The organism is Jiangella endophytica (assembly GCF_003427025.1).
Classification (GTDB): domain Bacteria; phylum Actinomycetota; class Actinomycetes; order Jiangellales; family Jiangellaceae; genus Jiangella; species Jiangella endophytica.
The window spans coordinates 1-25,433 of sequence record NZ_QVAI01000014.1; the positions used below are offsets into that span (position 1 = coordinate 1).

Genomic DNA, 25,433 nt, shown 5'->3' on the forward strand with positions numbered 1-25,433 from the left:
GAACTCCCAGTCGCGACCGTCACCAGACGCCGCCGAACTCCCAGTCGCGACCGTCACCAGACGCCCGTCCCTCACCGTCGCCAGACGCCGCCGTCGCCCCACCGTCGTCAGACTCCCAGTCGCTCACCGTCGCCTGACGCCCCGTCCGCCTGACAGCGCAGGCTCTTGGTGGAGTCGGTGATGGGTGTCGGTGCCCGCCCGTAGGGTGGGCCCCTCCCAGCCGGGCGGGGTCTGGACCCGGCGTCGCGCCGCGGCACGAGCCACGGTGCTCGACGGCAGACGCCGCCCGCGATCGAGGACGGGGCCCCTCGCCCCCGCGCCAGCGCGTACCGCATGCCCACCGCCCGCCAGCCCACGGCGCGGCACGCTCGCCCCCGCGCCCGCGCGTACTGCACGCCGACCGCCCGCGCACCGCGGCGCCGGCACCCTCACCCCCGGCCCGCGCGAGCTGCACGCCTACCCGCCAGCGCGGGACCGCACGCCCACCGCCCGCGCACCGCGGCGCCGGCACCCTCACCCCCGGCCCGCGAGCTGCACGCCTACCCGCCAGCGCGGGACCGCATGCCCACCGCCCGCGAACCGCGATACGGGCCTCTCACCCCCGGGCGAGCGCGTGCTGTACGTCCGCCGTCCGCTCGTGCAGCTCGCGATAGAGCGGGAACAGGCGGTCGTACACCTCGGCGTCGGCGGGGTCGGGCGCGACGGTGACGCCGCCGCCGTTCCATGCCGTGTCGCGATCGGCGACGCCGAGTGCCACCGCGGCGAACTTCGCGTCGCCGTAGGCGGCGCCGACCGTGACCGCGGGCACCTCCTGCGTCACCCCGGCCGCGCTGCTGACGATGCCGGTCCACAGGTCGCCCTGCGTCCCGCCGCCGACCGCGACCACCCGTTTCGCCTCGACACCGGCGGCGGCGAACTCGCCCAGGTTGTGCCGCACGCCGAACGCGGTCGCCTCGAGCAGCGCCCTGTAGACGTGGCCGGCGCCGTGGCGCAGCGACAGTCCGGCCAGCACCCCGCGGGCGTCCGGGTCGGCGAACGGGGTCCGCTCGCCGTCGAAGTAGGGCAGCGCCAGCAGGCCGTCCGAACCGGCCGGCACCGCAGCCGCGTCCGCCAGCAGGGAGGCGTACGGCCGGCCGCCGGTGAGGTCGCGGAACCAGCCGGTGATCGACCCGGAGCTGGCCATGCCACCGGCCAGCGTGTGCAGGCCCGGGTGCTGGCCGGCGGTCCCCCACAGCTGGGGATGGGCGACGGGCGAGGACGTCACGGCGATGAAGAACATCGTCGAGCCGTACATGATCATCACGTCGCCGGGCTGCCTGACGTCGACGCTCTCGGCCTCGGCCCAGGCGTCGATGGTGCCGACGGCGACCGGCGTGCCGGCCCGCAGCCCGGTCGCGGCCGCCGCGTCCGCCGTCACGTGACCGGCGATGTCCGTGGGCCAGCGCAGCGACGGCAGCGCCAACCCGGGCGCGACGACGTCGGCCCATTCGGCGATCCACTCGCCGCGGTGCCGGTCGTACAGCGGCTGGGCCTGGTTCGCCGAGTGGTGGTCGAGGACGTACTCGCCGGTCAGGCGGTACACGACGTAGCCGTTGGCCATGAAGAAGTACCGCGCCCGGGCCCACACGTCGGGCTCGTTCTCGCGGATCCAGGCCAGCTTCGGCCCGGCCGACTGCGACGACAACCGCGACCCGCACCGCTCCAGTACGGCGTCCTCGCCGAGACGCGACGACAACGACGCCGCCTGCCCGACGGCGCGGGTGTCGACGCCGTAGAGGATCGCGGGCCGCAGCGGCACCCCGTCCGCCCCGGCCACCAGCGCCGTCGGCCCGATGCCGCTGACGCACACCGCACCGATGGACCCGGCGGGGAACCGCTTCGTCAGCCGCCGGCTCAGTTCGCACACGTCCGCCCACCAGACGGCGTCGGCGTCCTGCTCGACCCAGCCGGGCCGCGGCCGCTGGGTGTCGTGCTCGACGACCTCGACGGCGACCACCTCGCCGCCGGTCGACGCCAGGACGGCCTTGCTGCTGGCCGTCCCGATGTCGATGCCGAGGACGAACACCCCTACCCGCCCAGTCGCTGGAAGTCGACGTCCAGCAGCCGGCAGACCTGCTCCAGCTCGGCCACGTAGTCGCCGGGGACCGCGTGGATGTGGTTGGCACCGAACCGGGACAGGAACTCGTCGGCCGGGACGTCCATGCGGGTGAACGCGTGCGGCCACTCGAACGTCGACTGCCGCGCGAGCTGCTCGTTGACCTCGTCGCCGTAGTCCTCGAATGCGCCGCGCACCACCTGCATGCGGTAGCGGCCGCTGTGCCGGGTCAGCCGGGCCAGCGTCATGTCGCCGGGCGCCGCGATGTGGTGCACGGACGCGCCGCCGGCCGGGAAGAAGAACACCTCCGGGTACAGGTGGACGCGGCGCAGATTCTCGGCCGGGTCGTCGCTGCGGGCGGCGTACCAGGTGGCGTGCTGGCCGGAGTTGGCCATGTCCCAGATGTCGCGGTCGGCGTGGTAGTGCCGCACGTCGGCGAAGAGCACCGGGTCGCCGGAGATCAGCTTCAGGATCTGCATGGTCAGCGCGGCGTCCATGTCCGACTCCGTCGCGGTGACGTGGGTCGCCTTCGGACCCTCCCAGTCGTACGGGTCGTTGAGGAACGCCTCGGTGATGTCCATGGTGGTGAAGTGCGTCGTCAGCTCCGGCTGGCCCTTGATGCCGGAGAAGTCGAGGTTCCACTCGTCGATCAGCTCACGCACCGCGTGGTACGAGCGGATCTGCCGCTCCAGCAACTCGGGGGTGAGCTGCTTGCCGTCGTAGTGGACGTTGGCGTGCTTCTCCAGCCACTCCCGGCCGGCCCTGGCGCGCGACGCCTCGACCAGCTCGGACCGGCGGACGATCTCCCACTGGTCGATCTCCTCGACGTCGACGCCGAAGGTCGCCAGCCACTGGTCGGTGTTCGCGACGGCGGTGTACATGCCCATCGGGCGGCCGCCGAACCGGCCGAACGTGCTCCCTCGCAGCCCGCCGACCGCCTGCGCCGCGCGGACGTGGACGAGCAGCCGCTCCAGCGTCGCCGGGTCGGCGACGTCGCCCCAGACCCGGCCGTGGACGCGGCCGATCTGGTCCAGCGCGCCGCCCGCGGCCAGCATGCCGACCATGCCCGGCTGCACGGGGTCGATGTTCGACAGCAGCACCAGCGGCCCCGGAGTGGCGTCGGCGGCGAGCATGGAGAAGTGCGGGAACGCCCACACCGAGTAGTTGAAGATCGTGACGTCGGGCCGTGCCTCGGCGACCAGCCGCGCCTGGCTGGACGCCAGCTCGTTGGTCCACACCAGCTCCGGCGCCCGGACCACCTCGTGCCCGGCGCCCTCGAGCGCCGCGGCGATCGCGTCCTCCGACGAGCGGGCCCAGTCCGCGATGTCGCGGTGCACGAAATCGCGTCCGTCGGAGATCGTCAACAGGCCGATACGTGCCACGAGGCCACTCCCATCACGTCGTCCACAAGCAGAAATCGATTGCCCACACGCTAGGCGAGGCCCCCTCCAGTGTCAACGCCGGGCCTACCCCGTCACCAGCGATGTCCTGCCATTTCGGCATACATCCAGTCCAGAGTGTTGACCGCACTGTTGCGCGGCGTTAACCTCTGCGTCACAGCAAGCAATCGATTGCTGAGGAGCGGGCATGCCATCTCCACCCGGTCACCGGTCCGGACTCCCGTCCGGGCCCGGCCCCGGCCTCGATCCCGCACCCACCCTCGCCCCGAGACCGTCCCGACGGCGCTTCCTCGGCCTGTCCGCGGCACTGACCGGAGCGATCACCGCGCCCGGCCTGCTGAGCGCGTGCGGCGGCCGATCCGCGTCGGCGTCGGAACCGCTGCAGTTCTGGAACTTCTACGCGCCCGCACCGAACGAGGACCCGGCTCTGCTGGCCCGGGCCGGCTGGATGCACGACACCGTCGACCGCTGGAACGCCGAGAACGAGCAGCAGATCGAGCTCGTCTACGCGGCGGCCCTCGGCAGCGAGAAGCTGGCCACCGCGTTCTCCGCGGGCGAAGGCCCGGACATCTTCCTGATCAGCCCCGGTGACATCGCCCGCTACCTCAACGGGAACGTGCTGGCCGAGATCACCCCGCACCTGACCCAGGAGGCGGTGGACGACTTCTTCGCCGACAACATGGCCACGCGCATGATCGGCGACAAGGTCTACGCCCTGCCCATGGAGATCGAGCCGCTCGCGCTCTACTACAGCCGGCCGGCGTTCGAACAGGCCGGTCTCTCCGAGGGCGATCTGCCGGCCACCTGGGACGACCTCATCGCCGTCAGCGACCGGCTCGTGTCAGCCGGCCAGGGCGGCCTGGTCTTCCCGACCACGCAGGACTACTACCAGAACTTCGTCTGGTACCCGTGGATGTGGCAGGGCGGCGGCGAGGTCGTCAGCGGAGGCGGCGGCCTCAGCGGCTTCGACTCCGACGGCGCCACCGTCGCCGCGGTGCCGACCCTGCTGGCGTTCGCGATCTTCCAGCGGCGCATCGTGGAGTCCATCAAGACCTCCGGTATGAAGTGACCCCGCTCGACGACGAAGGAGTGCCCGTGCTCGACGACCCGACCGGCCTGCAGTCCCTGGCCCGCCGCTCGTCCCGCGTCAGCCGCTCGATCAGTGCCGAGAACCCCACCGGCGAGAAGGGCCGTGGCGGCATGGCCACCGAGGGCACCGGGGCGCAGGCCGCCGGCGCCCTCGGCCGCGGCTGGAAGATCTCACCCAGCATCCGCATCGCGCCCGGCGAGACCGCCGTTCTGGGCGAGATCGAGGGGGCCGGCGTCATCACGCACGTCTGGTGCACTACTGCGCCGCACCGCGCGTGGCGGGGCACCGTGCTGCGGATGTACTGGGACGGCGCGCAGGCGCCCGCCGTCGAGGTGCCGCTGGGCGACTTCTTCTGCCAGGGCTGGAACGCGTTCAGCCAGGTGTCGTCGCAGACCGTGGCGGTGAACCCGAACGGCGGCTTCAACGCCTACTGGCCGATGCCGTTCCGCAGCGCCGCACGCGTCACGCTGGAGAACGTGTCGGCCGAGGACGTCATCCTCTACTACCAGATCGACTACGAGCTGGGTGACGTCGCCGACGACGCCGCGTACCTGCATGCTCAGTGGCGGCGCAGCCACCCGGTGCCGCGCGGCGAGGTGCACACCGTGCTCGACGGCGTCGAGGGCGCCGGCCACTACGTCGGCACCTACCTGGCGTGGGGCGTCAACGATCCCGGCTGGTGGGGCGAGGGCGAGCTGAAGTTCTACCTCGACGGCGACGACGAGTTCCCCACCATCTGCGGCACCGGCACCGAGGACTACTTCGGCGGCGCCTGGAACTTCGACGTCCCCGGGCAGGGCTACACCACGTTCAGCACGCCCTACCTCGGCCTGCACCAGGTGCTGCGGCCGGACGGCCTCTACTCCAGCCAGCAGCGGTTCGGCATGTACCGCTGGCACGTGCCGGACCCGATCCGGTTCGGCGCCGACCTGCGCGTCACCGTCCAGAGCCTCGGCATCGGCCCCGGCCACCACAACGGGCTCCCGCACCGGTACCGCCCCACCAGCGACGACATCGCCTCGACCGCGCTGTTCTATCTGGACGCGCCGGCGCTCACGCGACGGCCGACGGCGCCGGACCTCATGGCCATGGAGGTGGACTGACGTGCCCGGGCGGCCGGACCCGGCGGCGATCGGCCGCCGGGCCGTGCTGCTCGGCGGTGCGGCCGCGGCGGCGGGCTGGTCCGGGCTGACCCCGGGCGGACGGCAGCTCGCGGCGGCGGCTCCGGTTCCGCCGCCGAGCGGGCCCGCCCGTGCGCTGCCGCCGCTCACCAGCACCTTCTTCGCCACCGCGACGGTCGCGTACCAGCGCGAGCTGGCCACCCCGAGCGACGGCGACCTGTGGCCGGCCACCTGGGCCGACGACGGTGCGCTGTACTCGGCCAACGGCGACGGCCGCGGTTTCTCCGACCAGCCGTGGTCGGACATCGTCGTGAACCGCGTCGACGGCACCCCGGCCACCGGCATCAGCGGCGCCCGGCTGCCCGCGGGCGACCAGGTCGCGCCGATCTGGGGCGACCCCGCGCGGTTCAACCGCAAGCCCACCGGCATGGTGGCCGTCGACGGCGACGGTGACGGCCGCGACGAGCTCTACTTGGCCGTGCAGGACCTCCGGCACGGCGACGGCGCGTTCGACGAGGCGCCGACGGCGACCATCGTACGCTCCACGGACTACGGCCGCACCTGGCAGTGGGACGCCGCGCCGATGTTCACCGGCCACGTGTTCACGACGGTGTTCTTCCTCGACTTCGGTCAGAGCAACAGCGGCGCGTCGGCGCTCGGGCCGGACGACGCGGGGTACGTCTACGCGTACGCGCTGGATCGGAACTGGCGCGACTCGTTCACCGGCATCGTCGCCGACCCGCTGGACCTGTGGCTGGCCCGGGTGCCCGTCGGCGCGGTCACCGACCGGTCGGCCTGGCGGTTCTTCGCCGGCCTCGACGGCGACCGGCCGGTGTGGAGCGACGACATCGACGCGCGGGCCGCCGTGCTGCACGACGAGCGTCGTGTGCGCCCCGGTGTGGTCACCCCGGACGGCAACTCCGTGCTCTCCCAGGGCTGCGTCGTGCACAACCCGGCGCTGGGCCGCTACCTGTACCTGTCGTGGACCGAGCACACCTTCGAGTTCTACGAGGCGCCCTCGCCGTGGGGGCCGTGGCGGCTGTTCCTGCACAAGGACTTCGGGCCGTACCCGTGGTGGGGCGACGACCCCGGCACGCCCGGCCCGAAGAACGGCGGGTACGGCACCGTGGCGCCGTCGAAGTTCATGAGCGCCGACGGCCGGGAGTTGTGGGTGCAGGCCAACTGGTTCGTCGGCGTCGGTCACCCGTCGAACACCTACCACTTCTCGCTGCGCCGGCTCCGCCTCGAGCCGTACCGGACGACCGAGCCCGCGAATCCGCGCGATCCCGGCCGCAACCTGGCCCGCGACGAGCCGGGCGCCGTCGTCGCCGACACGACGTCGCACTACGGGCACGATGCCTACCTGGCCGACGGCCGCGCCGACCTGAGCGAGGACAGCTGGAACGGGGCGGCGAAGGACACCGACTGGTGGGGCTACACCTGGCCGCGCGCTCTGAACGTCAACCGGGTCGTCTACACGACGGGCGGGATGTTCCCCGACGGCGGCTGGTTCGACCTCGCGGACGGCGGCCCGCGTGTGCAGGTGCGCCGCGAGCACGTGTCGCACGACGTCACCGGCCTGGCCGCCGACCCGCCCTACCCTGCCGACGACACCGCCGGACCGTTCCGGACTTTCACGTTCACCTTCGACGACACCTGGGGCGACGGCGTGCGGCTGATCGGCCGCCCGGGCGGCGCCGCGCGGTTCACCTCGGTCGCGGAGCTGGAGGTGTACTACGGATAATTGCTCGGAAATCGATTCCACCCTGGATTAGGATCTAACGACGCCAGCGGTCGGCGAGGGAGGGGGTCCGGGTGGTCACGATCTACGACGTCGCCCGCCACGCCGGGGTCTCGGCGGCCACGGTCTCGCGCGTGCTCAACGGCCACACCCAGGTCGACCCCGCCCTGGCGGAGCGGGTCACGTCGTCCGTCGCCGAGCTGGGCTACCGCCGCAACGCCGTCGCCCGCAACCTGCGCCGCAGCCGCACCACGCTGTGGGCGGTCATCATCTCCGACGTCGAGAACCCGTTCTTCACCGCCATGGTCCGCGGCGTCGAGGACATCGCGCTGGCCGCCGGGTACTCCGTCGTGCTCTGCAACAGCGACGAGAACCCGGAGAAGGAGTCCAACTACATCGCCGCGGCGCTCACCGAGCAGATGGCCGGCGTCATCATCTCGCCGTCGTCCAACCGCGTCGACGACGTCAAACTGCTGCTCGACGCCGGCTGCCCGGTCATCGTCATCGACCGCGAACTGCAGGGGCCGCGCACCGACACCGTCCTGGTCGACAACGAGCACGGCGCCGAACTGGCCACCACCCACCTCGTCGAGCAGGGCTACCGCCGCATCGCCTGCATCGGCGGGCCACGCTGGCTCAGCACCGCCACCTCGCGCTACGACGGCTACCGGCGCGCGCTCGCCACGGCCGGGCTGCCGCTGGACCCCGCGCTGGTGCGGTACGCCGACTTCCGCGAGCGCGGCGGCTACGAGGCCATGGCGTCGCTGCTCGACGACGGCGCCGAGCCCGACGCGCTGTTCGCGGCGAACAACCTCATGACGGTCGGCGCCCTCGAGTGCCTGGTGCAGCGTTCGCGCGCCATTCCGTCCGACATCGCCGTGGTGGGCTTCGACTCCATCCCGTGGGCCGACCTCATCCGGCCCACGCTGACGACGGTGGCGCAGCCGGCCTACGAGGTCGGCCGGCAGGCCGGCCAGCTGCTCACCCGGCGGCTGACCAAGCCCGGCGCCGACGTCACCCGCGTCGTGCTGCCCACGGAGCTGCAGGTGCGGGCCAGCTCGATCCGGCAGGCCTGACCGCCCTTGACCCGCCGGCATCGGCACTCCTAGGCTGGAAATCGATTTCCGAGCCTGCGCCGACGTCGAAGGAGACCTCGTGCGACCCCTGATGACGACCGTCACCGGCGCCGGCGTGGTGCTCGCCGCCGCCCTCGTCGCCTCCGCCGCCGAGCCCGAGTCCGCGTCACCGGCCGACGGCGTGGGCGTCACGCGCGGCGAGCCGGTGGCGCTGCTCACCGGCGCCGGCTCGATCAACGAGACCGCCGCGAACTACCAGGTGCACGCCACCGACCTGGGCATCATGTGGGACAACGACGCCGGCGAGGTGCTGATGGCCTTCGGCGACACCTACGGCGAGGGCTGGGGCGGCAACGGCGCCGGGCCGCGCGAGGCGGACTGGCGCTGCAACGTGCTGGCGACGTCGTCCGACCGCGACCTCGCCGACGGCATGGCGTTCGACACCATGGTGCAGGACCGCCCCGGCCACGCCGGCCAGCTGCTGGACTGCCTGAAGCAGAACGGCGTCGAGGAGACGGTCATCCCGACCGCCGGCATCGCGGTCGACGGCCGCAGCTTCATCCACTACATGTCGGTGAACCACTGGGGCCCGGCCGGCACCTGGTTCACCAACCACTCCGGCATCGCCTGGTCCGACGACGACGGCGAGACGTGGACGAAGGACCCTGACGCCGTCTGGCCGAACACGCCGGAGTGGGACAACGACTTCCAGATGACCGCATTCGCCCGGCACGGCGGCCACGTCTACCTGTTCGGCACGCCGAACGGCCGCTGGGGCGACGCGCACGTGGCCCGCGTCGCGGCCGGCAAGGTGCTGGACAAGGACGCGTACCGCTACTGGGACGGAGCCGGCTGGTCGCGTTCGGAGGCCGCCGCCGCGCCCGTCGCCGAGGGCCCGATCGGCGAGCTGTCCGTGCAGTACAACGAGTACACCGGCCGCTGGCTGATGACCTACCTCGACGAGTCGCGGGCCCAGATCGTGCTGCGCGACGCGCCCCGCCCGACCGGCCCCTGGGGCGACGAGCAGGTCCTCGTCGACGGCGCGGAGTACCCGGCGCTGTACGGCGGCTTCCTGCACCCGTGGTCCAGCGGGCCGGACCTGTATTTCGCGCTCACCCAGTGGGGTCCGTACAACGTGACGCTGATGCGCTCGACACTCACACCGCGGTGACGGCGGCGAGGCTGACGTCGAAGCCGGCGCCGTCGTCGTCGCCGCCGAGTTCGCGCAGCAGCACACAGATGCCGGTCTCGACGTCGAGGGCGACGGAGAACTCGTCGGCGAACGCGCGGTCCTCCGGCTCCGGCCCGCCCTCGGCGCGCAGCAGCCCGGCCGCGACCTCGCCGAACAGCAGCGCGCAGCAGGTGCAGCGCGGGTCGTACCCGGCGGTGGGCCGGACAGTGGCCTCGAGGGTGTCGCGGCCCTCGCGGACCGTCTCGCGCACCGACAGCACGTCGACGCCGCCGGACAGCTCGACGGGGTCGAGCATGGCGACCCACAGGTAGTTCTCGTACATCGGGTCGTCGTAGGCCACGGTGACGTCGGACGGCCGCCGGGCGACCAGGCCGTCGGGCCGGCGCACCGGCTGCGGAGCCTCGGGGTCGAGCGGGACGGTGATGACCGGCTGTTCCACCGGCGACCCGTCGGAGCTGCCGACGAGCACCAGCCCGCGCTCGGCGGGGGTCTCGTCGACCAGGTGCTCGGTGCCGTCGGGCTCGACGACGCGCATGCGGCCGGGCCGGTCGATCCAGGCCCGTACCGCGTGGTCGGCCGTGATGGCGTCGCCGACGAGCGTGCGGGTCAGTTCCACCGACCGCCACCGCCACGGCGACGAGCGCGCGAGGGCGCGGAAGGTCTCGTCGTCCACCATGCGGCCGAGCCTAGGCGCGACCCGGCCGCACGGCGACGCGGTTTCTAGACCAGGCGCTTGGCGAGGTTCTCGTCGAGCGCGCCGAGGAAGTCCTCGGTGGTCTTCCACTCCTGGTCCGGGCCGACCAGCAGGGCGAGGTCCTTCGTCATGACGCCGGACTCGACGGTCTTGATGATGACGTCCTCGAGGGTCTCGGCGAACGCGGTGACCTCGGGGGTGTTGTCGAGCTTGCCGCGGTGCTTGAGACCGCCGGTCCACGCGTAGATCGAGGCGATCGGGTTGGTGGAGGTCGGCTTGCCGGCCTGGTGCTGGCGGTAGTGCCGGGTGACGGTGCCGTGCGCGGCCTCGGCCTCGACGGTCTTGCCGTCGGGGGTCATCAGCACCGACGTCATGAGGCCGAGCGAGCCGAAGCCCTGGGCGACGGTGTCGGACTGGACGTCGCCGTCGTAGTTCTTGCAGGCCCAGACGTAGCCGCCCTCCCACTTCAGTGCGGCCGCGACCATGTCGTCGATGAGGCGGTGCTCATAGGTGAGCCCCGCCTGCTCGAACTCGGCCTTGAACTCGCGCTCGAAGACGTCGGCGAAGATGTCCTTGAAGGCGCCGTCGTAGGCCTTGAGGATGGTGTTCTTCGTCGACATGTACACCGGGTAGCCGCGCTGCAGGCCGTACGCGAACGAGGCCCGGGCGAAGTCCTCGATGGACTTGTTGTAGTTGTACATGCCCATGGCCACGCCGCCGTCGTCGCCGTAGTTCGCGACGACGTGCTGGATCGGCTCGGAGCCGTCGGCCGGCGTGAAGGTGATGGTCAGCTCGCCGGCGCCGGGCACCTTGAAGTTGGTGGCCTTGTACTGGTCGCCGTGGGCGTGGCGGCCGATGATGATCGGCTTGGTCCAGCCCGGGACCAGGCGCGGGATGTTCGAGATGATGATCGGCTCGCGGAACACCACGCCGCCGAGGATGTTGCGGATGGTGCCGTTGGGCGAGACCCACATCTTCTTCAGGCCGAACTCCTCGACCCGGGCCTCATCGGGCGTGATGGTGGCGCACTTGACGCCGACGCCGTGCTCCTTGATGGCGTTGGCGGCGTCGATGGTCACCTGGTCGTCGGTGGCATCACGGTGCTCGATGCCGAGGTCGAAGTAGCGCAGGTCGATGTCGAGGTACGGGTGGATCAGACGATCCTTGATGAACGCCCAGATGATCCGCGTCATCTCGTCGCCGTCGAGCTCGACGACGGGCCCGGCTACCTTGATCTTCGCCATGATGTCAGCAACTCCTGGATGAGAATGTTTGTCTCGACGTCAAGATAACAGACGGTCAGATCAGGCCGAGCGCCGCCACCGCGTCGCGCTCCTCGGTCAGCTCCCGCACCGATGCGTCGATGCGCTGGCGCGAGAAGTCGCTGACGTCGAGGCCCTGGACGATCTCCCAGGCGCCGCCGCGCGAGACCACCGGGAACGACGAGATGATGCCCTCGGGCACGCCGTACGAGCCGTCGGAGACGATGGCGGCCGACGTCCAGCCGCCCTCAGCGGTGCCGTTGACCCAGTCGTAGACGTGGTCGATGGCCGCGTTGGCCGCCGAGGCCGCCGACGACGCGCCCCGCGCCTCGATGATGGCGGCGCCGCGCTTGGCGACCGTCGGGATGAACTCGTCGGTCAGCCACGCCTCGTCGACCAGCTCCGACGCCGGCTTGCCGGCGACCTCGGCGTGGAAGATGTCCGGGTACTGGGTGGCGGAGTGGTTGCCCCAGATGGTCAGCTTGCTGATGTCGGCGACGCCCACGCCCAGCTTCGCCGACAGCTGCGACAGCGCGCGGTTGTGGTCGAGGCGGGTCATCGCGGTGAACCGCTCGGCGGGGACGTCCGGCGCGTGCGACTGCGCGATCAGCGCGTTGGTGTTGGCCGGGTTGCCCACGACCAGCACCCGCACGTCGTCGGCGGCGCCGGCGTTGATCGCCTCGCCCTGCGGCTTGAAGATGCCGCCGTTGGCCTCGAGCAGGTCGCCGCGCTCCATGCCCTTCGTCCGCGGCCGCGCGCCGACCAGCAGCGCGACGTTGACGCCGTCGAACGCCTGGCGCGGGTCGTCGTAGATGTCGATGCCGCTGAGCAGCGGGAACGCGCAGTCGTCGAGCTCCATGGCGGTGCCCTCGGCCGCCTTCACCGCCGGCGGGATCTCCAGCAGCTTCAGCCGCACCGGGGTGTCGGCGCCCAGCAGCTGGCCCGACGCCACCCGGAACAGCAGGGCGTAGCCGATCTGACCGGCCGCGCCGGTGACGGTGACGTTGACGGGCGCCTGGGCCATGGTGAATCTCTCCTCGGTGAGCTGCGACGGAATCGTGGGGTCAGGACGGGGGCGGGACGATGAGCGACGCGATCAGGGTCCCCGCCCCCAGGAACCCCAGCGTCAGCAGGTCGAGTGCGCGCGAGCGCACCTTCAGCAGGCCGGCGACGCCACTGGGCAGCACGGCCCGCAGGATGGCCGCCAGGCAGACGCCGCCGGCGATGATGAACGTGCCGCGGCGGAAGTGGTTGTCGGCGACGATGTACGTGCCGATCGCGATGACCGCGAGCACCAGCAGCAGCGGCCACTGCCGGAACACCGCGCGCAGCCAGCTCGCGGGCATGAGCCGCCGCTCGGCGGCCTGGGCCCAACGGCTGCTGGCCGCCGCGCGATGGGAACCGGCGCGTGTGCTCACCGCTTCGAGATCTCCACCCACTGCTGGTCGTGCGGCCCGGTGTAGTCGCTGTCGGGCCGGATGAGGCGATTGTCCTCGTGCTGCTCGATGACGTGCGCCGTCCAGCCGCTCATCCGCGAGATCGCGAAGACCGGCGTGAACAGGTCGGTCGGGATGCCCAGCGCGTGGTAGACGCTGGCGGCGAAGAAGTCGACGTTCGGGTACAGGCCCTTCTCGTCGAGCACCACCTGCTCCATGCGGCGGGAGAACTCGTAGTAGCGGCCGTTGCCGGTGAGGTCGGCCAGCTCCTCGCTCATCTTGCGCAGGTGCGTGGCGCGCGGGTCCTCGGTCTTGTAGACGCGATGGCCGAAGCCCATGAGCTTGCGGCCGGCGGCCAGCTCGTCGCGGACGAACGCGTCGACCTCGTCCGCCTCACCCTCGATGGAGGTGAGCGTCTTCATGACGGCCTCGTTGGCGCCGCCGTGCAGCGGGCCGCGCAGCGCGCCCATGGCACCGGTGATGGCCGAGTGCATGTCCGAGAGCGTGGCGGCGATGACCCGAGCGGTGAACGTCGACGCGTTCATCGTGTGGTCGGCGTGCAGCACCAGGCACTCGTCGAAGATCTCCGCGGCCCGCGGCGCCGGCCGCTCGCCGGTGATCTGCAGCAGGAAGTTGCCCGCGATGCCCAGCTCGGGGTCGGCCGCGGGGACCTCGCGGCCGGACCGCTGCGCCTCGTAGGACGCCACCAGCACCGGCATCTGCGCGACCAGCCGGGTGGCCTTGCGGCGGTCCGCCTCGATGGACGGGTCGGCGGCGTCGGGGTCGTCGATGGCCAGCGACGACACCAGCGTGCGCAGCGCCTCCATCGGGGTGCCGCTCGTGACGACGTACGGCAGCAGCGTGGTGGCGACCGCGCCGTAGCGGCGGCCGTCGGCCAGTTCGGCCATCAGGCCGTCGAGTTCGGCCTGGGTGGGCAGCGTGCCCCGCTGCAGCAGATGGACGCACTCCTCGAAGGAGATGCGCCCGGCGATGTCGTGGATGTCGTAGCCGCGGTAGGAGAGCCGACCCGCTCGCCCGTCGATGTCGGAGATCGACGTGGACGCGGCCACGACGTCGGCGAGACCGCGCGGAGACTTCTCTGCCATGAAATGAGTCCTCCTCAAGGGGAAGAACGAACCGGCACAAGGCCGCCGATCCGCTCGCCGGGCGTAGGTCCGGCCTACGCGGGGACGGCGGCCTCGGCCGCCTCCACGACGTTGGCCAACAGCATTGCACGAGTCATGGGGCCGATGCCGCCGGGCATCGGCGCGAGATGGCCGGCGACCTCGCGCACCTCGGGCGCGATGTCGCCGGTGTAGCGCCCCTTGCCGTCGGGCCCGACGACGCGGGTGATGCCGACGTCGAGGACGGCCGCCCCCGGCTTGATCATGTCGGCGGTGACGAGCCCCGGCACGCCGGCCGCGGCGATGACGATGTCGGCCCGCCGCACCGTGCCCGCGAGGTCGCGGGTGCCGGTGTGGCAGATGGTGACGGTGGCGTTCTCGCTGCGCCGCGAGAACAGCAGGCCCATCGGGCGGCCGGCGGTGACGCCGCGTCCGACGATCACCAGCTCGGCGCCGTCGACGGGGACGTCATAGCGGCGCAGCAGCTCGAGGCAGCCGCGTGGCGTGCACGGCAGCGGTGCCGGCTGCATGAGCACGAGCTTGCCGAGATTCTGCGGGTGCAGGCCGTCGGCGTCCTTGCCGGGGTCGACGGCCGACAGCACCCGTTCCTCGTCCAGGCCCTTCGGCAGGGGCAGCTGGACGATGAAGCCGTGGCAGGCGGGGTTCTCGTTGAGCTGGGCGACGGCTGCCTCGACCTCGGCCTGAGTGGCCGTGGCGGGGAGCTCGACCTGGAGCGACTCGATGCCGACCTCGGCGCAGTCGCGGTGCTTGCCGGCGACGTAGGCGTGACTGCCGGGGTCGTCGCCCACCAGCACCGTGCCCAGCCCCGGCACCACGCCGCGCTCGCCCAGGGCCTTCACCCGGGCGGTGAGCTCGGAACGGATGGTCGCCGCCGTGTTCTTGCCGTCGAGAATCTTTGCGCTCACGTATCTGATTCTCGCATGGCCCGAACCGGCGGCCGACCGGTGCTCAGCCGCTCTTGCGGCGGAACATGCGCTGCGTCTTCGCCGCGTCCTCGTGCGACGGGCCGGTGCCGGACGCTTGGTCGTCCGGGTGCTCGTGGTCGGCGGACTTCTTGCGATCGAGGGCCTCGCGCATCTTGGCCTTGAGATCGTCGTTCCCGCCGGACTTCTTGGCTGCCATGCTCGTCACCCTACCCCCCGAGCCCCGGCCGACATCGTCGGTTTCCAGGGCCCGGCGCCGAGGCGGTGCGGCGTGCCGCTCGCGCCTCAGGTCGCGGCGGGGCGACGGAGCACCGAATGTGGCACCCACCCCGCGCGACCTGCGGAGTTCACGCACCAGCTCCACGCCGACCCGGGGTCGTCCTGGGTCACGGTCAGCTCCTCGCCGGCCGCGACCGGCAGCTCCTGGGTGTCGTAGCCGTGCACCACGGTCGCCCTCGGCCGGTCGTCGCTCAGCAACCGCTCCGGCACCCACCCGGACCCGGACGCCGTCGTGACGAACACGAACGCCGGCCAGGTCGTGTCGCGCTCGCCCACCTCGACCACGTCGCCGGGGACGACCTGGATCGCCGGGCGAGCCGGGATCTCGTGGTCGGCGGCGGCGACGACCTGATCGGCGGGCGCCATCAGTGGAAGAAGTGCCGCGTGCCGGTGAAGTACATGGTCACGCCGGCCTCGCGGGCGGCGGCCACGACCTCCTCGTCGCGCACCGAGCCGCCCGGCTGGACGACGGCGCGCACCCCGGCCTCGGCCAGCACCTGCAGGCCGTCGGGGAACGGGAAGAACGCGTCGGAGGCGCCGACGGAGCCGGCGGCGCGCTCGCCGGCACGGGTCACCGCGAGCCGCGCGGAGTCGACCCGGTTCACCTGGCCCATGCCGACGCCGACCGCGGCGCCGCCGCTGGCCAGCAGGATCGCGTTGCTCTTCACTGAGCGCACGGCGCGCCAGGCGAACGCGAGATCGGCCAGGGTCGCGTCGTCGACGGGCTCACCGGCGGCCAGCGTCCAGGTGGCGGAGTCGTCGCCCGGTGCGTCGACGCGGTCGGCCTGCTGCATGAGCAGACCGCCGGAGATCGCCCGGGTCTCGACCGGCGCGGGGTCGGCCGCGGCGACGCGCAGCAGCCGCACGTTCTTCTTCTGCGTCAGCAGGTCCAGGGCGCCGGGCTCGAAGTCGGGCGCGACGACGACCTCGGTGAAGATGGTCGCGATCAGCTCCGCCGCCTCGGCCGTGATCGGGCGGTTCGCGGCGATGACGCCGCCGTACGCCGACACCGGGTCGGTCGCGTTGGCCTTGCGGTGTGCGTCGGCGATGTCGGCGCCGACGGCGATGCCGCACGGGTTCGCGTGCTTGATGATCGCGACCGCCGGTTCGGCGAAGTCGTGTGCCGAACGCCACGCGGCGTCGGCGTCGACGTAGTTGTTGTACGACATCTCCTTGCCGTGCAGCTGCTCCGCGCCGGCCAGCCCGGGCGCGCCGAAGCCGCTGCGGTAGAGCGCCGCGGCCTGGTGCGGGTTCTCGCCGTAGCGCAGCACGGCGCTGCGCTCCCAGGTGCCGCCGATCCACTCGGGGAAGACGGTGCCGTCGGCCGGCGGCGCGACGACGCTGCCCAGCCAGGACGCCACGTGCACGTCGTACGTCGCGGTGTGGGTGAACGCCTGCAGCGCCAGCCGCTGCCGCTCGCCCAGCGTGAACCCGCCGGCCTCGACGGCGGCCAGCACCTCGCCGTAGCGAGCGGGGTCGACGACGACGGCGACGTTGGCGTGGTTCTTCGCAGCGCCGCGGACCATGGACGGCCCGCCGATGTCGATCTGCTCGATCACGTCGTCCGGGCCCGCGCCGGAGGCGACGGTCTGCGCGAACGGGTAAAGGTTGCTGACCAGCAGCTGGAACGGCTCGATGCCGAGCTCCTCGAGCTGCGTGCGGTGGCTCTCGAGACGGACGTCGGCGAGCAGGCCGGCGTGCACGTTCGGGTGCAGCGTCTTCACCCGGCCGTCGAGGCACTCCGGGAACCCGGTGAGCTCCTCGACCGCGGTCACCGGCACCCCGGCGGCGGCGATGCGGGCCGCCGTCGACCCCGTCGAGACGATCGCGACGCCGGCCGTGTGCAGGCCGCGGGCCAGCTCCGCCAGCCCCGTCTTGTCGTAGACGCTGATGAGCGCGCGCCGGATCGGCGTACGAGCCTCGCTCACGGGATGGTGACCTTTCTCTCGTTGATGGTCCAGCCCTCGCGGGCCAACCGGCCGATGTAGTCGACCAGCTGGGCGCGCTCGGCGACCTTGATCCGCTCGGTGAGCGTGTCCTCGGTGTCGTCGTCGTGCACCGGGACGGTGACCTGCGCGACGATCGGGCCGGTGTCGACGCCCGCGTCGACGAAGAACAGGGTGGCGCCGGTGACCTTGACGCCGTAGGCGAGCGCGTCGCGGGGGCCGTGGATGCCCGGGAACGACGGCAGCAGCGCATTGTGCGTGTTGAGGTAGCGGTCGCCGAACCGGCTCAGGAACGCCGGACCGACCAGCTTGAGGAAGCCCGCCGAGACGACGAGGCCGGGCGTGTGCTCGGCGGTCCGTTCGGCCAGCGCGCGGTCCCAGTCGGCCCGCTCCGGGTGGTCCTTCACCCGTTCGACGAACGTCGGCACGCCGGCGTCGGCGGCGAGGTCGAGCGCGCGGATGCCGTCACGGTCGGCGCCGACGGCCACCACCGTCGCACCGTAGGAAGGGTCGGCACAGGCGTCGAGCAGGGCGGCGAGGTTGCTGCCGGTACCCGACACCAGCACCACGATCCGGCAGGTCACCCGGCGACAATACCGTCGGCCCGCGGCCCGCCCGCCCCAAGCCCCACCCCCAGCCATGTTGATCTTGGAGTTGTTCGGCCACTACGGACCGATTCGCCCGATGGATGGCCGAACAACTCCAAGATCAACGTCCGGTGGGTGGCGGAGGGGGTGGCGAGGGGTCGTCGCCGGCGGCAGCCGGGTCCGCGACGGCCTCGGCGGACGGGGCGGCGTCCACCGGTTCGGCGTCGGTGCCGGCGTCGTCCGGCTCGTCCGTCGCCTCGTCCAGGTTCACGTCGTCGCCGTCGTCGGGGTCGGCGTCGGGGTCGGCGTCGAGGTCGGCATCGGGGTCGGCCGGGCCCCGGCGGAACCGCAGGACCAGGACGGCGACCGCTGCGGGCACCGAGACCAGCCCGAACGTCGCCGCCGCGACCTCCCACGGCACCGGGCCGAGGACGCTCAGCCGCTCCGCGCCGGCCGACCCGCCGGACAGCAGCGCCAGGACGGCCATCGCGATGCCCGCGATCGCCGCGGCGCCCACCGTCACGCCGAGCGCGGACCCCAGCCGCACGCCGGTGTCCTCGTCGTCGCCCGGCACCGGGACCGGGCCGAGCCGCCGGTGTACCAACAACCCGGCGAGCAGGCCGGCCAGCACCGGACCGGCGACCACGAGCCAGGTGAGGGAGCCGGGCAGCTCCGACGGCAGTGCGCCGAGTACCGGAACGGCCGGCACCAGGCCGAGCGTGACCCCGTCGGGCGCCACCGAGGTGGCCGTCCCGACCGCGAAGCCGGGTCCGAGCGCGAACGCCGCGGACCACACCACCAGGTTCGGCACCAGCAGCGCGCTGCCCACGATCAGCAACGTCGCGCCCAGCGGGCCGGCGTCCAGGGCGGTGGCGAGGTCCCCGATGCGGCCGGTGTGGGCGACGAGGCTGACCCCCATCAGCACTGCGCCCACTCCGACCAGCCCCGCCACCGCCACGCCCGCGCCGGCCAGTGCCGCGCGCATCAGAGGTGGCACCCGCCACCACCAGTCGGCCAGCAGCCCCGATTCGTGCGCCACCCCGGCCGTCACCGCGGCGGCGGACCACAGCGCCGCCCAGAGCACCGCCTCGATCGGGTCGCCGGCGACGCCGGGCGTCGTCGAGAACCCCGCGATGATCGCGGCGCCGACGACGTAGGTGACCACGGCCGGCACGACGACGGCGACCGCGCCGCGCGTCGTCGCGACCCCGGCCGAGTGCGCCGCCCACCGGGCGGACCGGTGCAGCAGCAGCACGAACAGGAGCGTGAGGCCGAGCGGGGCGAGCGTGAACGACCCGTCGCCGACCTCGAGGCCGGCACGGTGCGCCGTCAGCCAGACCCGGGAGGCGAACCGCAGCGGATCGCCGAGCGGGCCGACCGCGCCCTCGGCGATCCACACCGCCACCCCCGGCAGGACGCACAGCGCGAACCCGGCCAGCAGCGCCCAGGCCGTCGCCACGATCGCCGCCAGCCACGGGACCCGTGATCCCCACGCCGGCTCGTCGCGCCGGAGCAGCGGTCGGGTCAGCAGGTCGGCCACGTCTCCATCGTCACCGGAAAAGGCACGCGAATCGGCGGCACCACGCCGTACATGCCCTGATCAGCTGCCTTTTCCTCGCGCGGAATACGAGGAAACGCGCCCGATCGCCGAATAAGTCGTGCAACCGTAGGGCGCACTCACGGGTCCTCCTGGGTGTAAGCGGACAGCGACGGGCACAGGGAGGTATCGGTATGCGCGAACCCGCGGACTTCGACGCGTTCTACGACGCCACGAGCCGCCACGTGCTGCATCAGCTCTATGCCCTGACCGGTGACCTCGGCCTGGCCCGCGACTGCACCCAGGAGGCGTACGCGCGGGCCTGGCGGCACTGGCCCGCCGTGAGTGCCGCCACCAGCCCGGACGCCTGGGTCCGCGGTACCGCGTGGCGACTGGCGTCCGGACGGCGGCGCGGCGGCACGCGACGACGCGCGACCCCGTCCGGCACCGGGTCCGCGGACGTCGTCGAGGCGCTGCGGCGGCTGCCGGAGAAACAGCGCTACGCGATCGTCGTCCGGTACCTCGCCGGCGCGTCGGTCGCCGACATCGCGGCCGAGACCGGAACGTCCGCCGCGACGGTCGAGAACCGTCTCGCGAAGGCTCATGCCACCCTGGCTCGCATTCTTCCCTGCGATATCGCCGCTCTCACCGGAGGCCACCGTGTCTGACAGCCACGACGACAGCCTTTCCCGGCGCTTGTCGTCGCTCGATTCGGACCTTGCGGGCATCTCGCTGCCCGGTCCGGCGGCCGCCCGGCGACGCGCCGCACAGCGGACCCGGCACCAGGTCACCGGCGGGGTGCTGGCGAGCGTCGCGGCGGTCGCCCTGGGCGTGTTCGCGGTCAGCCCGCCCGATTTCGTGGCGTCCCCGAACCCGGCCGGCCCGCCGTCAGACTCGCCCACCGCGACGACCACACCGACGACATCGACACCGTCTCCGTCTCCGTCGCCGTCCACGCCGCCGGTCGAGCCCAGCCCGGACCCGACCGGCAACGGCGGGAACGGCGACGACGGGACGAGCTCGCTGGCCGTCCCGCCGGGCACGCTGATCGACCTCGAGTACCTGATCCGCGGCCAGGAGTCGCCGTCCGACTGGGTCGAGGTCCCAGCGGGTGGCAGCTGGCTGCCCTGCATGCCGGCGGCCGGTGACGGTGCCGAGGCGGTGGCGTTCCAGGTCGAGGACTACTACCGGGTCGAACACATCGTGGAGCCGGCCGGCGCCGATGCCGAGGCCCGGCTCGCGGACCTGCGCGACGACATCACCGCGTGCGCGGAGGGTGGCGACCACGCTCTCATCCAGGTCTGGCAGGTGAGCGGCGTGGGCGACGAGACCTACCTGCTGGCCTGGCAGGGCCCGCCGAGGACCGAGGAGACCCAGACCTACGTGGAGGCGACCCTGACCCGCGCCGACGGCTTCGTCGAGATCGTCGTCCGGGGCGGCGCGGGCCAGGACTACAACGGCGTACCGCAGCCGGACGACGCGGTCGAGGTGATCAGCCGGCTGTGCGCCGTCGCGGAGGTCGAGTGCCCGTCGGATCCGGAGCGCGAGCGGCTCTACCCGGAGCCGGCGAGCGACCTGCCGGGCTGGCTGACCGCCGACGACCTCGCCGAGGCCGGACTCACCAGCCTCACCGAGGGCAGCGAGGTGGTCGACGACTCCTCCGAGTTCGGTGTGGACACCTACGAGTACGTCGGCCTGCCGCGCGACCCGTTCGCCGACGGCGCCGAGTCGCTCGAGCAGCGGTTCTACGTCGATCCGCTGGAGGTCGGCGGCCCGCAGCTCAACCAGCTGCGCGCACACTTCCCCGACGCCGAGACCGCCCGCGCGCACTACGAGGCGCTGGTGGCCGAGGCCGACCAGTTCACCCAGGAGGGTGACGTCATCACCAACACCGGCACCGTCGCCGGCGACGGCGACGGCGACGGCGACGGCTACGAAGGCACCACCTGGCGGATGGAGAGCCCCGGCCTCGCGTTCGTCTACGGCGCGGCCGTGCGCGACGACGTCGTCACCGTCATCGTGTACCTGGTCGATCTCGAGGACGTCGGCGCCGACCAGGTGCGGCAGCTGCTCGACCTCGCCGCGCAGCGGATCGGCGGGTGACGACGATGGCCGCCGACACCACCGACTTCGACGAGTTCTACAACGCCACCCACCGCCGGGTGCTGCACCAGATGTACGCCATGACCGGCAACCTCGCCGACGCGCAGGAGTGCACCCAGGAGGCGTACGCCCGGGCCTGGCAGCGGTGGAAGACGGTCAGCCAGGCCAGCAGCCCGGAGGCGTGGATCCGCACCGTCGCCTGGCGCATCGCCGCCAGCCGCTGGCGCAAGGCGAAGAACGGCGTCACGGCGCTGGTCAAGCACGGTGTGCCGGACCACACGCCGGCGCCGGACCCCGATCACGTCGCGCTGGTCACGGCGCTCAAGCAGATCCCGGAGAGCCAGCGGCAGGCGATCGTCCTGCACCACCTGGTCGGGATGAGCGTCGACGACATCGCCGCCGAGACCGGTTCGCCGAGCGGCACCATCAAGGCGCGCCTGTCGCGGGGGCGGGCGGCGCTGGCGGAGCTGCTCACCGACACCGGCGACACCGCCGGACTCCAGGCGGGAGGTGAAGCGTCGTGACCGATCGGTTCGACGACGATCTCGAACGCCGGCTCGCGGGCCTCTCGGCCGACCTCGACGGCGTCTCGCTGGACGGCCCGTCGGCCGCGCGTCGACGGGGCACCCGGCGGAGCCGGCACCAGGTGACCGGCGGCGTGCTGGCCGGTGTGGCGGCGGTCGCGGCCGGCGTGCTCGTGCTCAGCCCGTCCGAGTTGACGACGACGCCGGAACCGGCGCCGCCGGCCAGCCTGTCGACGATGGCGCCAGGCCCGACGACGACGGCGCTCGAGCTGAGCGCCGCGCTGCTCACACCCGAGGACGTCGCCGGCGACTCCGGGACCTGGGCGACAGGCGACCAGCCCGGCCCCGAGGTCGCCTGCGACCCGGCCGGCAACCTCGACACGATGAGCTCGCTCCAGGAGCACGCCGAGACGGCGCTCACCGCCGGCACGACGACGATCCGCCAGGACCTCGTGCGGCTCGGTCCCGGGAGCGAGGCCACCGGGCTGCGCGACGATCTCCTCAGCTGCCTGCCCGAACGCGGCGCCGCCGAAGGACCCGCGACCACCGACACCCTCAGTTTCGTCGGCGTCGGCGACGAGGGCTGGATCGTCCGGTACTACGCCGACCCGGCCGACCAGCAGGCCGACGCCGTCACCATCGCGATCGTGCGCAGCCGCGACGTCGTCAGCGTCACGGTCCGCGTCGAGCCGGCTGCCGACACCGCCGGCGGCGAACTGGACACCGCCACGCCCGAGGCGGCGGCGGCGCGGATGTGCGACGTGCTGTTCGGCGACGCCTGTGTCAGCGACGACGCGCACACCGAGGAACTGACCGTGACCGATTCCACGGACGGGTCGAGCGGGCCGGCCGCCCCGCCGGCGGCCCCCACGGAGGAGGCGCCGACCGGCGATCCGACCACCCCGGCCGAAGAGCTGCTCCAACTCGCCGACGATCCGTTCCTCACCGAGGAGGACGTCGCCGAGATCGGGAGCGCCACCGGCTTCGTCCGCCAGCCGGAGATGGACGTCGACCTCGCCGTGGCGCCGTGTCTGCAGGACCCGATGGACTACGGCGCCATCACCGTCCCCGCACACGGCTACAACCACGAGCTCGACGCCTCGCTCTTCGAGTGGGTGGGGCTGATGCCGGACGCCGCCTCGGCGATCCGCATGGTCACCGCGCACACCACCCTGACCGACTGCGGCGATCCGGGCGAGGACCGGGAGCAGACGGTGGGCGAGCCGGTCGCCGTCGACGTGGAAGGCGCCGACGACGCCGTCGTCTGGACCGTCGAGAGCACCCCGACCGCGGACAACCCCGGCTCGTCGTCATCGTTCGCCGGCATCGGGGTCGCCCGCGTCGGCAACATCGTCGTCGCGGTCGCGTTCGGCTCGATGGACGACCCGTCCGGCGGCGACTGGCCCGGCGTCGCGACCGGCCTGCTCGCCTCCGCGATGGAGCGGGCGGTGGGCTGAGGGCGTCGTACGCTGCCGGTCATGGAGCGCACCGACGCCGAGGCCCTGGACCGCAACGACCCGCTGGCCCACCTGCGCGACCGGTTCGAGCTGCCGGACGGGCTGATCTATCTGGACGGCAACTCGCTCGGCCCGCTGCCGCGCGGCGTCGCGGACCGGGTCGGCCGGCTGGTCGGCAGCGAGTGGCGCGACGACCTCATCACGTCGTGGAACACGCACGGCTGGTACGACCTGCCGGCGAGTGTCGGAGCGAAGCTCGAGCCGCTGCTGGGCGCCGAGCCGGGCACCGTCACCGTCGGCGACTCCACCAGCGTGCAGCTGTTCAAGCTGCTCGTGGCGGGCGCGCGGCTGCGGCCGGATCGGCGGGTCGTCGTCACCGAGCCGGGCAACTTCCCCACCGACTCCTACGTCATCGACGGCGTCGCGCGCCTGCTCGGACTGACGGTGCGGTGGTGGTCCGCCGCGGATCAGCCGCTGGAGGACGTCCTGGACGACGACGTCGCCGTGGTCTCGCTGTGCCACGTCGACTACCGGCTCGGACGCATGCACGACGGCGCCGCCGTCACCCGGGCCGTGCACGACGCCGGCGCCGTCGTGCTGTGGGATCTGTGCCATTCGGCCGGCGCCGTCGCCGTCGACCTCGCCGGCTGGGGCGCCGACCTCGCCGTCGGCTGCGGCTACAAGTACCTCAACGGCGGGCCCGGCTCGCCCGCGTTCGGCTACGTCGCGCCGCGCTGGCTCGGCAGCGTCGAGCAGCCGATCACCGGCTGGTTCGGGCACGCGACGCCGTTCGCGCTGGAACGCGGCTACCGGCCGGCCGACGGCATCCGGCGGCTGCTCAGCGGCACGACGCCGGTCATCGGGACGGCGGTCCTCGACGCCGCTCTGGACGCGTTCGGCGGCGTCGCCATGGCCGACCTGCGGCGCAAGTCGCTGGCCCTGACCGACCTGTTCCTGGCGCTGGCCGACGAGCGGCTGGCCGGGCACGGCGTCGAGGCCGAGGTGCCACGCGAGCACGACGCCCGCGGCTCGCAGCTGTGCCTGCGGCTGCCCGGGGCGTACGGGTTCGTGCAGGCGCTGATCGCCCGCCGCGTCGTCGGCGACTTCCGCGAGCCCGACCTCGCCCGGTTCGGCGTCGCGCCGCTCTACACCCGGTTCACCGACGTGTACGACGCGGTCGAGCACATGGCCGCCGTCCTGGCCGGCGACGAGCACCGCCGCCCGGAGAACGTCGCCCGCGCCGCCGTCACCTGACCCGGTCGTACGTCGCGATGATCACGCCGGTCGTGGTCGGAACCGACTTCACCAGCTCGAACGCCGCCAGCCGCGCGCCGTCGCCGAACAACCGGGCGCCCTCGCCGAGCACCAGCGGGTGGATCGACAGCACGAACTGGTCGACGAGATCGAGCCGCAGCAGCGTCCGCACCAGCTCGCCGCTGCCCAGAACGCCGATGTCGCCCGGTTCGCGCTCCTTGACGGCGGCCAGCTCGCCCTCGCCGATGAGGACGGAGTTCTCCCAGCTCAGCGGCTCGGTCAGCGTGGTCGACACGACGTACTTGGTGGCGGCGTTCAGCACCGGCGTGAACGGGTTGCCGTCGGTCTGCTTCGGCCAGAAGCCCTCGAACTGCTGGTACGTGACCCGGCCGAACAGCAGCGGCCCACCCTTCGCCATGCCCTCCCCCATCTCCCGCATGGCCACCTCGTCGGAGTAGGGCGCGCCCCAGCCGCCGTGCCGGAAGCCGCCGCGGGTGTCCTCGTCGGGCGCGGCGGGAGCCTGCATCACTCCGTCGAGGGTGACGTTCTCGATGACGACGATCTTGCCCAT

24 protein-coding genes are annotated in these 25,433 nt (G+C 72.6%); 10 read left to right on the forward strand and 14 right to left on the reverse strand.

What is annotated here, in order from left to right; translation table 11 throughout:
• Nucleotides 1-595: 595 nt before the first annotated feature.
• Together DZA62_RS24400 and DZA62_RS24405 are read right to left on the reverse strand one after the other, a co-directional pair.
• The gene (locus DZA62_RS24400; protein ID WP_198664139.1) at nt 596-2,065 is read right to left on the reverse strand and encodes an FGGY-family carbohydrate kinase; all 1,470 of its coding nucleotides are present in this window, start codon (nt 2,063-2,065) and stop codon (nt 596-598) included.
• 2 nt (nt 2,066-2,067) lie between these two features.
• Nucleotides 2,068-3,477 carry an L-fucose/L-arabinose isomerase family protein gene (locus tag DZA62_RS24405; protein WP_116951560.1) on the reverse strand — a complete coding sequence of 470 codons (1,410 nt, stop codon included), beginning with the start codon at nt 3,475-3,477 and terminating at the stop codon, nt 2,068-2,070.
• Between the two features lie 205 nt (nt 3,478-3,682).
• Here DZA62_RS24405 and DZA62_RS24410 point away from each other — a divergent pair, with 205 nt between their 5' ends.
• From DZA62_RS24410 to DZA62_RS24430, 5 genes are all read left to right on the forward strand, one after another.
• Nucleotides 3,683-4,564, forward strand: a complete 882-nt coding sequence (locus DZA62_RS24410; protein WP_116951561.1) for an ABC transporter substrate-binding protein — start codon at nt 3,683-3,685, stop codon at nt 4,562-4,564.
• 26 nt (nt 4,565-4,590) lie between these two features.
• The gene (locus DZA62_RS24415) at nt 4,591-5,688 is read left to right on the forward strand and encodes a glycoside hydrolase family 172 protein (protein ID WP_198664140.1); all 1,098 of its coding nucleotides are present in this window, start codon (nt 4,591-4,593) and stop codon (nt 5,686-5,688) included.
• 1 nt (nt 5,689) lies between these two features.
• Nucleotides 5,690-7,450 (forward strand): DUF4185 domain-containing protein, encoded by a 1,761-nt coding sequence (locus tag DZA62_RS24420; RefSeq protein ID WP_157987880.1) that lies wholly within the window; start codon nt 5,690-5,692, stop codon nt 7,448-7,450.
• A gap of 71 nt (nt 7,451-7,521) precedes the next feature.
• Nucleotides 7,522-8,523 (forward strand): LacI family DNA-binding transcriptional regulator, encoded by a 1,002-nt coding sequence (locus tag DZA62_RS24425; protein ID WP_116951563.1) that lies wholly within the window; start codon nt 7,522-7,524, stop codon nt 8,521-8,523.
• A gap of 79 nt (nt 8,524-8,602) precedes the next feature.
• A complete protein-coding gene (locus tag DZA62_RS24430; protein ID WP_198664141.1) occupies nt 8,603-9,694 on the forward strand; it encodes a DUF4185 domain-containing protein in 1,092 nt (363 codons plus the stop codon).
• Here the strand turns inward: DZA62_RS24430 and DZA62_RS24435 are convergent.
• From DZA62_RS24435 to DZA62_RS24485, 11 genes are all read right to left on the reverse strand, one after another.
• Nucleotides 9,681-10,391: a hypothetical protein gene (locus DZA62_RS24435; protein WP_116951565.1), complete on the reverse strand. Its 711-nt coding sequence runs from the start codon at nt 10,389-10,391 to the stop codon at nt 9,681-9,683. The two genes, DZA62_RS24430 and DZA62_RS24435, sit on opposite strands and share 14 nt — an antisense overlap.
• A 44-nt stretch (nt 10,392-10,435) precedes the next feature.
• A complete protein-coding gene (locus DZA62_RS24440) occupies nt 10,436-11,653 on the reverse strand; it encodes an NADP-dependent isocitrate dehydrogenase (protein WP_116951566.1) in 1,218 nt (405 codons plus the stop codon).
• Nucleotides 11,654-11,708: 55 nt separating this feature from the next.
• Complete coding sequence (locus DZA62_RS24445; RefSeq protein ID WP_116951567.1) at nt 11,709-12,695, reverse strand: malate dehydrogenase; 987 nt, start codon at nt 12,693-12,695, stop codon at nt 11,709-11,711.
• A gap of 40 nt (nt 12,696-12,735) precedes the next feature.
• Nucleotides 12,736-13,089, reverse strand: a complete 354-nt coding sequence (locus DZA62_RS24450; protein WP_198664142.1) for a DUF3017 domain-containing protein — start codon at nt 13,087-13,089, stop codon at nt 12,736-12,738.
• Entirely contained in the window at nt 13,086-14,213 is a 1,128-nt protein-coding gene (locus tag DZA62_RS24455) for a citrate/2-methylcitrate synthase (protein ID WP_116951568.1), read from the reverse strand. Before DZA62_RS24455 ends, DZA62_RS24450 begins: the two co-directional genes overlap by 4 nt.
• Nucleotides 14,214-14,287: 74 nt before the next feature.
• The gene (locus DZA62_RS24460; protein WP_116951569.1) at nt 14,288-15,157 is read right to left on the reverse strand and encodes a bifunctional methylenetetrahydrofolate dehydrogenase/methenyltetrahydrofolate cyclohydrolase; all 870 of its coding nucleotides are present in this window, start codon (nt 15,155-15,157) and stop codon (nt 14,288-14,290) included.
• A gap of 43 nt (nt 15,158-15,200) precedes the next feature.
• Nucleotides 15,201-15,374, reverse strand: coding sequence for a DUF5302 domain-containing protein (locus tag DZA62_RS24465; RefSeq protein ID WP_157987881.1), 174 nt, complete (start codon nt 15,372-15,374; stop codon nt 15,201-15,203).
• Nucleotides 15,375-15,460: 86 nt separating this feature from the next.
• Entirely contained in the window at nt 15,461-15,820 is a 360-nt protein-coding gene (locus DZA62_RS24470) for an SH3 domain-containing protein (protein ID WP_116951571.1), read from the reverse strand.
• Nucleotides 15,820-17,382 (reverse strand): bifunctional phosphoribosylaminoimidazolecarboxamide formyltransferase/IMP cyclohydrolase, encoded by a 1,563-nt coding sequence (gene purH, locus DZA62_RS24475; protein WP_116951572.1) that lies wholly within the window; start codon nt 17,380-17,382, stop codon nt 15,820-15,822. The genes DZA62_RS24470 and purH overlap by 1 nt, the downstream gene beginning before the upstream one ends.
• Nucleotides 17,379-17,984 carry a phosphoribosylglycinamide formyltransferase gene (gene purN, locus DZA62_RS24480; protein WP_232827595.1) on the reverse strand — a complete coding sequence of 202 codons (606 nt, stop codon included), beginning with the start codon at nt 17,982-17,984 and terminating at the stop codon, nt 17,379-17,381. The genes purH and purN overlap by 4 nt, the downstream gene beginning before the upstream one ends.
• 124 nt (nt 17,985-18,108) lie before the next feature.
• Nucleotides 18,109-19,527, reverse strand: coding sequence for a cell division protein PerM (locus DZA62_RS24485; RefSeq protein WP_116951574.1), 1,419 nt, complete (start codon nt 19,525-19,527; stop codon nt 18,109-18,111).
• Nucleotides 19,528-19,718: 191 nt separating this feature from the next.
• Here DZA62_RS24485 and DZA62_RS24490 point away from each other — a divergent pair, with 191 nt between their 5' ends.
• Genes DZA62_RS24490 through kynU form a run of 5 tightly spaced genes read left to right on the forward strand, consistent with a single transcriptional unit; the run spans nt 19,719 to nt 24,862 of the window.
• Nucleotides 19,719-20,192 (forward strand): sigma factor-like helix-turn-helix DNA-binding protein, encoded by a 474-nt coding sequence (locus tag DZA62_RS24490; RefSeq protein ID WP_116951575.1) that lies wholly within the window; start codon nt 19,719-19,721, stop codon nt 20,190-20,192.
• Nucleotides 20,185-21,627 carry a hypothetical protein gene (locus DZA62_RS24495; protein WP_157987882.1) on the forward strand — a complete coding sequence of 481 codons (1,443 nt, stop codon included), beginning with the start codon at nt 20,185-20,187 and terminating at the stop codon, nt 21,625-21,627. Before DZA62_RS24490 ends, DZA62_RS24495 begins: the two co-directional genes overlap by 8 nt.
• Before the next feature lie 5 nt (nt 21,628-21,632).
• Nucleotides 21,633-22,151 (forward strand): RNA polymerase sigma factor, encoded by a 519-nt coding sequence (locus DZA62_RS24500; RefSeq protein ID WP_116951734.1) that lies wholly within the window; start codon nt 21,633-21,635, stop codon nt 22,149-22,151.
• The gene (locus tag DZA62_RS24505) at nt 22,148-23,608 is read left to right on the forward strand and encodes a hypothetical protein (protein ID WP_116951577.1); all 1,461 of its coding nucleotides are present in this window, start codon (nt 22,148-22,150) and stop codon (nt 23,606-23,608) included. The genes DZA62_RS24500 and DZA62_RS24505 overlap by 4 nt, the downstream gene beginning before the upstream one ends.
• A 12-nt stretch (nt 23,609-23,620) precedes the next feature.
• Complete coding sequence (gene kynU, locus DZA62_RS24510; protein ID WP_116951578.1) at nt 23,621-24,862, forward strand: kynureninase; 1,242 nt, start codon at nt 23,621-23,623, stop codon at nt 24,860-24,862.
• Here the strand turns inward: kynU and DZA62_RS24515 are convergent.
• Nucleotides 24,855-25,433, reverse strand: coding sequence for a dihydrofolate reductase family protein (locus DZA62_RS24515; RefSeq protein WP_116951579.1), 579 nt, complete (start codon nt 25,431-25,433; stop codon nt 24,855-24,857). The two genes, kynU and DZA62_RS24515, sit on opposite strands and share 8 nt — an antisense overlap.